Source organism: Prosthecobacter sp. (assembly GCF_044222565.1).
Lineage (GTDB): Bacteria > Verrucomicrobiota > Verrucomicrobiia > Verrucomicrobiales > Verrucomicrobiaceae > Prosthecobacter.
This window is the reverse complement of record NZ_JBGANA010000027.1, coordinates 91,043-100,681: the sequence shown is the minus strand read 5'-3', so window position 1 is coordinate 100,681 and position 9,639 is coordinate 91,043. Positions and strand designations below refer to the sequence as shown.

Genomic DNA, 9,639 nt, shown 5'->3' with positions numbered 1-9,639 from the left:
GCAGCGTTGCCACCACGACGAACAAGATCCTGCCAGCGCAAAGTCCGACGCCCTGTGGACAAATGGCCACGCATGATCAACACCTCTTCGTCGTCCACCTCCAGAAACTTCGCCGTCACAACGATTGCTTAGCGGCATTATATTTAGACCAACTCTCAAAAATCTTGGCACATTGCGGAGCGGCCCCATTGGCTGCGTTAGTCGCTTGCCTGTTATTCTTCAATAGCAGACGGCGCTACCGCCTTGCCACTGGGGCCGCTGCGCTTGCCGGTTCAATATGACAATCTTTTCGAGAGCTGGTCTACTTCCTGCCTTCGCAGCTTAGGCGCGCCGGAAAATATCCCTCGGCGCGGCCTTTTCCTCTTTCGCTGGTGCCTCCATAGCGCGACTTGTCCACTTTTTCACCCCCCTATTTACACCCGCAAACGTTGGTAAACGTAAGCGTCCTTGCTTTAAATCTCGCCTGAGGTGCTAAGTTAAAAAGTTAGTTTATTCCAACTTAATTCATTGAATGTGAATGAATGGAGGCGAGGGCGGGAATTGAACCCGCGCATACCGGTTTTGCAGACCAGTGCATTACCACTTTGCTACCTCGCCGTTCTCGATGTCGAGAGCCGGGGACGGTAGGGGGTGTGGGGAGGAAGTCAAGGGGAAGGGCGAAAGGGGAGGGTCGAGAAAGTTTAAGGTTTAAAGTTTGAAGTTTCAAGTTGGCCGGAGCGCCCGGAGGGCGTGGTTGCGGGGGCCTGAGGGGGTGGAGGAAGGGGGGAGGTGATGTGGGGGTGGGGGAGGGATTGTTACGAGAGGAGGGGTTTTACGACGTGGGAGGGTTCGACGCCGGTGAGTTTGAAGTCGAGGCCTTGGGAGCGGAAGGTGAAGCGTTCGTGGTCGATGCCGAGCTGGTGCATGACGGTGGCGTGGAGATCGCGGACGTGGACGGGGTTTTCGGCGACGTTGTAGCTGAAGTCGTCGGTGGCGCCGTAGGTGGTGCCGGGCTTGATGCCGCCGCCGGCCATCCACATGGTGAAGCAGCGCGGATGATGATCGCGTCCAGCCTCGGGGCTGTCCCATTTGCCCTGACCGGCGACGCCGCGGCCGAATTCGCCGCCCCAGAGGACGAGGGTGTCATCGAGCAGGCCGCGCTGCTTGAGGTCTTTGATGAGTGCGGCGCTGGGCTGGTCCGTGTCTCGGCAGCGGGCGGTGCACCAGCTTGGCAGGCGGCTGTGGTGGTCCCAGTCGGGGTGGAAGAGCTGGATGAAGCGGACGCCGCGCTCGGCGAGGCGGCGGGCGAGGATGCAGTTGGCGGCATAACTTCCGGCGCGGCGGGAGTCGGGGCCGTACATCTCGAAGACGTGGTCGGGTTCGTCAGTGAGATCGGTGAGCTCGGGGACGCTGGCCTGCATGCGGTAGGCCATTTCATACTGGCGGATGCGGGTGGTGATCTCGGGGTCGTGGGTCTGCTCGAAGCGCATCTGATTGAGCTCGGCGAGGCCATCGAGCATGCCACGGCGGAGGTGGCGGGGGAGGCCGGCGGGGTCGGTGAGGTAGAGGACGGGGTCTTTGGAGTTGCGGAGCTTGACGCCTTGGTAGCGGGAGGGAAGGAAGCCGCTGCCCCAGTAATGATCGTAGAGGGGCTGGTCGCTGGGGCGCTGCATTTTGGAAATGAGCACGAGGTAGTCGGGCAGATTGCGGTTCAGGCTGCCGAGGCCGTAGCTGATCCAGGAGCCCATGCTGGGGCGGCCGGGGAGCTGATGGCCGGTGAGGAACTGCGTCATCGCGGGCGCGTGATTGATCTGATCTGTGGTCATCGATTTGATGAAGCAGAGATCGTCCGCGACGCCTTGAAGATGTGGCAGCCATTCGCTGATGGTGGCGCCGCTTTGACCGCAGCGGGAGAACTTGGTGATGCCAGGCAGGATGAGCTGCTTCTGGCCGGAGGTCATGGTGGTGAGGCGCTGGCCGTTGCGGACGGACTCGGGGAGCTCGGTGCCGGCGAGGCGCATGAGGCCGGGCTTGTGATCGTAAAGTTCTAGCTGGGAGGGGCCGCCGGATTGGGTGAGGAAGATGACGCGCTTGGCCTTGGGGGCGAAATGGGGAAGGGAGGGGAGGCCGAAGGTTTCCTGCTGGGCCAATGAGTCCAGAGCCATGGCACCGAGGGAGACGCCGGTGCATTGGCCTAGGAAGTAGCGGCGGGTGGTGTGGAGGGAAGAGGATTCACTCATGGGTGATGGTTTTGGGGAGAGCAAGAGTCAGGGGGGAGGCGGAGACTGAGGCGGCATTGGAATGCCGCGGTCCCAGGGCCAGAGTGCGGCTACTCATGGGTGATGGCTTCGTCGAGATTGAGGACCATGGTGGCAACCAGGGTGTGGGCGGCGTGGTCGGGGGTGGTTTGCAGCTTGCGGGCGTCTTCGGGGTGCGCGCGGTAGTGGGAGAGGGCGCGGTCGAGTTCGCGCTGGAGGATGGTGAGCTCCTGGGTGCTGGGTTTGCGAGAGAGGACAGACTGGTAGAGGAGGGGGAGGCGGTCTGGGGCTTTGGCGGCGAGCATGCGTGTGGCGAGAGCGCGGGAGGCTTCGGCGATGGTTTCGTCATTGAGGAGGGTGAGGGCCTGCAGAGGGGTGTTGGTGCGGGTCATGGCGACTTCGCAGACGCGGCGCTGGGCGCTGTCGAACAGGAAGGTGGGGGCGATGCTGCGACGCCAGAAGGCGTAGAGGGTGCGGCGGTGTTGGGCGGCGCCCTGGCTGGGCTCATAAGTGAAGCGGCCCATGAAGATCTCCTCCCATACGCCTTCGGGCTGGTGGGGGCGCACGGGCGGGCCGCCGAGGGCGGGATTGAGGAGACCGGAGGAGGCGAGGGCGGCATCGCGGATCATCCAGGCGGGGAGGCGGAAGCGGGGGCCACGGGAGAGGAGGAGATTTTGCGGGTCGGAGGGGCTGGTATGGTCTGATGCCTGCTGGTAGGTCTCGCTGGTGACAATGAGCTTGATGAGTTTTTTGATGTCCCAGCCGTTTTCCATGAAATCGACGGCGAGCCAGTCGAGGAGTTCGGGGTGAGTGGGGCGCTGGCCTTGCAGGCCGAAGTCATCGGGGGTGCGGACGAGTCCGGCGCCGAAGAGCATCTGCCAGACCTGGTTCACAAAGACGCGGGCGGTGAGCGGGTTGTCCTTGGACGTGATCCATTTGGCGAGGCCGATGCGATCGCGTGCGAGGTCTGCGGGCCAGGGAGCGATGGCGGCGGGGACATCGCGCTGGACGACATCGCCTTTCTTGTCCCAGACACCGCGGAGGAGGACGTGGGTGTCGCGAGGTTCTTTGCGTTCGGAGAGGACCATGACGTTCAGTTTGCCGGCGGCGGACTGGACTTCCTTGAGCTGGGAGCTGGCGCGATCGAGGGAGGCTTTGGCGAACTGGTAGGGGGCGTGGTCTTCGAGGAACTGGGCGAGAAGGCGGTCGCGCTCAGTTTTGCCAGCGGCGAGTTGTTCGAGCGGGGTGGGGCCGAGTTCGCGGACGGCGGGGCCGGGCTGGTCGGTGGCGGAGACGCGGAAGCTGGCGATGTTGGCGTCGCCATTGGTGGAGCGGTGGCGGAGTTCGAAGATGAGCTCTTCGTCGCTTTCGAGTTCGAGGGGTTCGGCGAGGCCATAGAGGGCGGTGTGGGGCTGGTCTTTGGGGAAGCCTTTGGTGGTCCAGCCATTGCGCGGGTCGTCATCGAGCGTGCCTTTGACATCGCCGTATTCGCGGGCCTTGCCTTCGACCTTGGTGTCTGCGATGGCGTATTTGACGAGGATGTCGCGGATCTGGGAGCTTCCTTTGCGACGGACCTGGACTTTGATGTCGGTGAGGATGAACTCGCCGTCCTTGCCGCGGGAGAGGACGCCGTTTTGCGGAAGGATTTCGAGCTTCAGGCCTGTAAGGCGGGGGAGTTTGACGGAGGTGGAGATGAGGCGGTAGTCGTCCTGTTTGGGATTGGGGCCGGTGGCGGTGACGATGCCATCTTTGGACTGAGCGAGTTTGGAGCCTTCCTGAGATTCCACGGTGCCGTGGATGATGTGCCAGGCGGTGAAGCCGTTTTTGACGGCGGCCTGTTTTTCAGCGAGCCATTTCTCGAAGGGTTTTGCGGCGTCTGCTTTGGCTTTGGCTTCGACGGGCTTGCGGGCATCGACGAGTTTTTGGGATTCCTCGACGGCGCGTTTGGCGTGGGGGGACTGGTAGCTGAGGTAGGGCGTGGCTTTGGAGCCTGCGGCGCCGTCTTCGTCGATGCTGTTGAAGAAGGCGTTGAGCGCGTAGTAGTCGTGCTGGGAGACCGGGTCGAATTTGTGCGAGTGGCACTGGGTGCAGCCGAGGGTGAGGCCGAGCCAGACGGTGCCCATGGTGTTGACGCGGTCGATGACGTAGTCGATGCGCGACTCTTCTTTGTCGCGGCCGCCTTCGCCGTTGGTCATGTGGTTACGATGGAAGCAGGTGGCGAGTTTTTGCTCGGGCGTGGCATTGGGCAGGAGATCGCCGGCGAATTGTTCGAGGGTGAATTGATCGAAGGGTTTGTTCGCATTGAAGGACTCGACGACGTAGTCGCGCCAGGGCCAGTTAGTGCGGGAGGCGTCGGACTGGAAGCCGTCTGTGTCGGAGTAGCGGGCGGCGTCGAGCCAGTTCATGGCCATACGCTCGCCGAAATGCGGGGATGCCAGCAGGCTGTCGATGTTCAGTTGCTCCGATGTCGGAGGGAGGCCGGTGAGGTCGAAGGAGAGGCGGCGGAGGAGGGTGTGAGAGGGGGCTTTGGGGGAGAGGGTGAGGCCTTCTTTGGCGAGTCGGGCTTTGACGAAGAAGTCCACGGGGTGGCCGGTGGCTTTGGCTTTCACGGGTTTTTCGAGGGACCAGTGTTTGCCCCACTTGGCGCCTTCGGCGATCCAGCGTTTGAGCATGGCGACCTGATCGGGCTTGAGGGCGGGCTTGTGGGACTTCGGAGGAGGCATGAGCTCCTCGGGGTCGGAGGTGACGATGCGGTCGATGAAGTCACCGGATTTTAAGACTTCGCGGGCGCCTGCTTCGGTATCGAGGCGGAGGTCGGCCTTGCGGTGTCCGGCGTCCTGGCCGTGGCAGGAGAGGCAGTTGTCTGAAAGGAGGGGCATGACCTCGCGGCTGAAGCTCACCGGGTCCACCGCATGGGCGGAAAATGGCAGGGCGAGGAGCAGAGGGAGGAATTTTGACATGCGATGCACCATGGAGAGACCAACGCCGAGGAACATGCAGCGTGCTTGCATGGGCTTTGGACAATCCTGATATTTTTGCGTGGCCCGGGAGGGAAGGCGGGACGTAACCCAACGCGCATGCCTCGTGTCTCACGTCTTATTCTTGTACTCGGCGACCAGCTTGATCTGAAATCGGCGGCGCTGGAGGATATGGACGCGGAGCACGACGTGGTGTGGATGGCGGAGGTGGCGGAGGAATCGACCAAGGTGTGGTCCACGAAGGCGAGGATCGCGATGTTCATCACGGCGATGCGGCATTTTCGCGAGGCGCTGCGGGAGAAGGGCTGGAGGGTGATCTACCACGAGATGGGAGAGCATCCGAGTTTTGGCGAGGCGCTGAGGGCTGATTTGGAAAAGCTGAAGCCGGGCAAGCTGGTGATGGTGCAGGCCGGAGAATGGGCGGTGCAGCGGGAGATTGAGCGGGTGGCGAAGGAAAACGGGGTGCCGCTGGAGGTGCGTGAAGACGGGCATTTTCTGTGCACGAGGGCGGAGTTCGCCAAACATGCGGAGGGGCGAAAGCAACTGCGGATGGAGTTTTTCTACCGCGAGATGCGGCAGAGAACGGGTGTGCTGATGGAGGATGGGAAGCCGGCGGGTGGGCAGTGGAATTTTGATCACGACAATCGAGAGAGCTTTGACAAGCACGGTCCTGGGCTGCGGGTGCCGCCGAAGAGGTTCAAGCCGGATGCGATCACGCAGGAGGTGATCGAGATGGTGAACGAGCGCTTTGCGAAGCATCCGGGGGTGCTGGAGGAGTTTGACTGGCCGGTGACGGCGCGGGAGGCGAAGGCGGCGCTGCGTGATTTCATCGAGAACAGGCTGGCGGAGTTTGGGCGGTATCAGGATGCAATGTGGACGAACGAGCCGTGGCTTTATCATTCACGGCTGAGCGCGGCGATGAACCTGAAGCTGCTGGATCCGCGGGAGGTGCTGGCTGCGGCGGAGAAGGCGTGGCGGGAGGGGAAGGCACCGCTGGCGGCGGTGGAGGGTTTTGTGCGGCAAATCCTGGGCTGGCGGGAGTATGTACGTGGCATTTACTGGCATTTGATGCCAGAGTATCTGGAGCGGAACGCCATGCAGGCGCATGAGCCGCTGCCGGATTTTTACTGGACGGGTGAGACGGAGATGAACTGCCTTCGAGATGCGATCACACAGACGCTGCGGCTGGGCTATGCGCACCACATCCAGCGGCTGATGGTGACGGGGCTGTTTGCGCTGCTGTTTGGCGTGGACCCCCGGAAGGTGCACGAGTGGTACCTGGCGGTGTATGTGGATGCGGTGGAATGGGTGGAGCTGCCGAACACGCTGGGCATGTCCCAATACGGCGACGGCGGTGTGATGGGGAGCAAGCCGTATGTGGCGAGCGGAAAGTACATCCAGCGCATGAGCAACTACTGCAGCGGCTGCCGGTATGACCCGGCGCAGAGCACGGGGCCGAAGGCCTGTCCGTTTACGACATTATACTGGGACTATCTGCTGCAGCATGAGCCGAAGCTGCGGCAGAATCAGAGGATGAGCATGCAGCTCAAAAATCTGGCTCGGCTGGATGACAAGCAGCGCGCGGCGATCCACATGCACGCAAAGAAGGTTCGGGAAACGAATTTAAAAATGCCATGAGTACATCCTCCAACCAAAAACGCAGCGGCTGGGCGCTGGTGGTCTTTTTGCTGATCACGTTCGCGGCGCCGGCCTTGAGCGCGTTTATTGAGATGCCGGGGCCGTGGTTTGATGCACTGCGAAAGCCGCCGCTGAATCCACCGAAAGAGGTGTTTGGGCCGGTGTGGACACTGCTGTACACGCTGATGGCGGTTGCGGCGTGGCTGGTGTGGAAGCGTGAGGGCTTTGGGCCGGCGTTGAAGATTTATTTTGTGCAACTGGCGCTGAATGCGGCGTGGACGCCGATCTTCTTTGGGGCGCATGCGCTGGGGCTGGCGCTGGGAGTGATCGTGGCGATGTGGGTGACGATCCTGATGACGTGGCTGAGCTTTCGAAAGGTGAATGCGGTGGCCGGGTGGCTGTTTGTGCCGTATCTGGGGTGGGTGTCGTTCGCGACGTATTTGAACTTCAGTTTCTGGCAGTTGAATGGTTGAACGATGAAACATGGACCGCAGCCTGCTGTTCGTGAAGCCGCGCATGGTGTGGATGCGGCTGCGATCCGTGAATGCCTGCTGAGGCTGGCGGCGGGCAGGAGCGAGGGGGCCACCTATTGCCCCTCGGAGGCGGCGCGTCAGCTGAGTCGTGAGTGGAGGCCGCCGATGCAGCGGGTGCGCGAGGTGGCGGCGGAGCTGGTGGATGAAGGGCTGCTGGTTTGCACACAGAAGGGTGTTGTCGCTGATCCGGTGGCGGCGAAGGGGCCGATCCGGCTGGCGAGGCGGGCGAAGGCGTAGGCGGTGGGTGAAGAATTGTGATGTCGTGGTATGGCGGCGGTTTGTGTCACCGCTATGCGGTTCTACGGTGTTCGGGGGGCGTGGGTGGTGCGGGACCGTGAGTTGGCACCCACGGCTATGGTTGTTCCAGCCCTACGGGCTTACGGAGGGATGTCGCGGCGGGTTGGCAGCAAGGAAGGCGCAAGTTTTCGTGGCATCGAATGCAGGTCCTCAAACAATGGCTGGTAGGAAATGGCACTCGATTAAGGGCAATTGTTGTGATTTTCGGTGCTGCTACACGCAGGCGTGCGGCGATGCATTTTGCAGACGCTGCTGGCACAGGGCAGACCGCGGCGAAGCGCTGGCTTTGCTTCCCGATTTGCTCGTCGTAACCCAGGGTCGCCTCGCCGAGGCTCGGCTGACCCTGGGCCGTAATCCGCAGCCCTTTCAGGGCTGATGCGATTTCGAAAGCGATGATGCCAAGGGAGATTTAGCGGATCAGAAACGCGCCGCGAAAGGGAGAAGCAACTTCACGATGCAAGCCGTTAGCCGAGTGCCATTCATGTCAGGTAGCTCCTTGTTGAATCTACTCCGCGGTCGCGCGCGTAATCCGCTGCTGCATGGCTGTGCACACTTTGATTTCTGAGCAGACGATCTCCGCGCCGGTGGGGGAGGTGTGGGCTTTCTTTTCGAATCCGCGCAATCTGGCCCGGATCACTCCGCCGGGAATGGGGTTCTCGATTGAGGAGAATGGCCTGCCTGCGACCATCCGGCCCGGGCTTATGATCATTCACCGGCTGCGGCCGCTGTTGGGCATTCCGGTCACGTGGCTGGCGGAAATCACCCACGTGGTGGAGGGACGGCGCTTTGTGGATGAGCAGCGCGTGGGACCGTATGCAGTCTGGCACCATGAGCATGAGTTTGAAGACCTAGGCGACGGACGCACCCGGATGACCGACCGCGTGACGTATGTGCTGCCGTTTGGCCCGCTGGGGGAGCTGGTGCATCCCTGGCTGGTGGCGCCGAAGCTGAAGCAAATCTTTGCGCATCGGGAAAAGGCGGTGCGGGAGATTTTTCCGGGCTGATTTTTTTCGTCAACCGACACTCTAAAACGAAACACACATGAGTTCTAAAAAGTGGCTGATCACCGGATGTTCCAGCGGCTTTGGCCGGGCGATTGCCGAGGCGGCGCTGGCGGCGGGGCAGCAGGTCATTGCCACGGCGCGGGACGTGCGCAGCATCGCGGATCTGGAGAAGGCAGGATGCTGCGAGGTCATGGCGCTGGACATCACGGATGCGGAGAATATTCGCGAGGTGATCGCGGCGGCGGGAGCGCTGGATGTGATCGTGAACAACGCGGGCTATGGGCTGATCGGCGCGGTGGAGGAGTGCAGTGACGAGCAGATTCGCCGTAGTGTGGAGACGAACTTCTTTGGCCCGCTGAATGTGATCCGCGCGGTGCTGCCGGGACTGCGGGCGCAGAAGCGCGGGCACATTGTGAACATCAGCGCAGCGGCGGCGATTTCGAATTACCCGGGCTTTGGCATCTATGGCGGGGCCAAGGCCGCGCTGGAGATGATGAGCGAAAGCCTGCGACTGGAGTTGGCGCCGCTGGGTATTCAGGTGACGCTGGTGCAGCCGGGGCCGTTCCGCACGGATTTCATCGCGCGCGGTTTGGAAAAGGCTGCCACGCAGATTGCTGATTATGATGGCAGTGCGCGGAAGTTTGCCACGTTTTTAGAGACGGTGACCGGAAAGCAGCCCGGTGATCCGGTGCGTGCGGCGGAGGTCATCGTGAAGATGGTGCTGGATGGCGAGGCACCGCCGAGGCTGCCGCTGGGCAAGTATGTGGTGAAGAAGATGCGGGCCAAGGCGGCGACGCTCACGCGCGAGGCGGAGCGCTGGGGAAACGTGGCGGCGGCGACGGATTTTCTGGGCTGATCTGCAACAGCGAGTGGCGGAAGCAGAGGAGTCGTCAGGCATGCGTCAAAGGATGCGGGGGAAATAGGCGCAATTGCTGAGCCTATGCCGAGATTT

General features: G+C 62.1%; 7 protein-coding genes and 1 tRNA gene. 5 read left to right on the top strand and 3 right to left on the bottom strand.

What is annotated here, in order from left to right:
• Positions 1-522: 522 nt before the first annotated feature.
• The 3 genes from ACILSR_RS27885 to ACILSR_RS27875 all read right to left on the bottom strand — a co-directional run bounded on the left by ACILSR_RS27885 (position 523) and on the right by ACILSR_RS27875 (position 5,248).
• Positions 523-597 (bottom strand) — tRNA-Cys (locus tag ACILSR_RS27885).
• Between the two features lie 197 nt (positions 598-794).
• On the bottom strand, positions 795-2,219 hold the full coding sequence (locus ACILSR_RS27880) for a DUF1501 domain-containing protein (RefSeq protein ID WP_395753100.1): 1,425 nt from the start codon (positions 2,217-2,219) through the stop codon (positions 795-797).
• An 89-nt stretch (positions 2,220-2,308) separates the two neighbouring features.
• On the bottom strand, positions 2,309-5,248 hold the full coding sequence (locus ACILSR_RS27875) for a PSD1 and planctomycete cytochrome C domain-containing protein (protein ID WP_395753099.1): 2,940 nt from the start codon (positions 5,246-5,248) through the stop codon (positions 2,309-2,311).
• 66 nt (positions 5,249-5,314) lie between these two features.
• Here ACILSR_RS27875 and ACILSR_RS27870 point away from each other — a divergent pair, with 66 nt between their 5' ends.
• From ACILSR_RS27870 to ACILSR_RS27850, 5 genes are all read left to right on the top strand, one after another.
• Positions 5,315-6,853: a cryptochrome/photolyase family protein gene (locus ACILSR_RS27870; protein WP_395753098.1), complete on the top strand. Its 1,539-nt coding sequence runs from the start codon at positions 5,315-5,317 to the stop codon at positions 6,851-6,853.
• Positions 6,850-7,326, top strand: a complete 477-nt coding sequence (locus tag ACILSR_RS27865) for a TspO/MBR family protein (RefSeq protein WP_395753097.1) — start codon at positions 6,850-6,852, stop codon at positions 7,324-7,326. Before ACILSR_RS27870 ends, ACILSR_RS27865 begins: the two co-directional genes overlap by 4 nt.
• 3 nt (positions 7,327-7,329) lie before the next feature.
• The gene (locus ACILSR_RS27860; RefSeq protein ID WP_395753096.1) at positions 7,330-7,623 is read left to right on the top strand and encodes a DUF3253 domain-containing protein; all 294 of its coding nucleotides are present in this window, start codon (positions 7,330-7,332) and stop codon (positions 7,621-7,623) included.
• 599 nt (positions 7,624-8,222) lie between these two features.
• The gene (locus tag ACILSR_RS27855; RefSeq protein ID WP_395753095.1) at positions 8,223-8,687 is read left to right on the top strand and encodes an SRPBCC family protein; all 465 of its coding nucleotides are present in this window, start codon (positions 8,223-8,225) and stop codon (positions 8,685-8,687) included.
• Positions 8,688-8,724: 37 nt separating this feature from the next.
• Positions 8,725-9,543 (top strand): oxidoreductase, encoded by an 819-nt coding sequence (locus tag ACILSR_RS27850; RefSeq protein WP_395753094.1) that lies wholly within the window; start codon positions 8,725-8,727, stop codon positions 9,541-9,543.
• Positions 9,544-9,639: the final 96 nt, after the last annotated feature.

Excerpts from the sequence above, each read along its gene's own strand:
- ACILSR_RS27860 (WP_395753096.1), top strand. The coding sequence starts at position 7,330 with ATGAAACATGGACCGCAGCCTGCTGTTCGTGAAGCCGCGCATGGTGTG.
- ACILSR_RS27880 (WP_395753100.1), bottom strand. The coding sequence starts at position 2,219 with ATGAGTGAATCCTCTTCCCTCCACACCACCCGCCGCTACTTCCTAGGC.
- ACILSR_RS27855 (WP_395753095.1), top strand. The coding sequence starts at position 8,223 with ATGGCTGTGCACACTTTGATTTCTGAGCAGACGATCTCCGCGCCGGTG.
- ACILSR_RS27865 (WP_395753097.1), top strand. The coding sequence starts at position 6,850 with ATGAGTACATCCTCCAACCAAAAACGCAGCGGCTGGGCGCTGGTGGTC.
- ACILSR_RS27875 (WP_395753099.1), bottom strand. The coding sequence starts at position 5,248 with ATGCAAGCACGCTGCATGTTCCTCGGCGTTGGTCTCTCCATGGTGCAT.
- ACILSR_RS27870 (WP_395753098.1), top strand. The coding sequence starts at position 5,315 with ATGCCTCGTGTCTCACGTCTTATTCTTGTACTCGGCGACCAGCTTGAT.
- ACILSR_RS27850 (WP_395753094.1), top strand. The coding sequence starts at position 8,725 with ATGAGTTCTAAAAAGTGGCTGATCACCGGATGTTCCAGCGGCTTTGGC.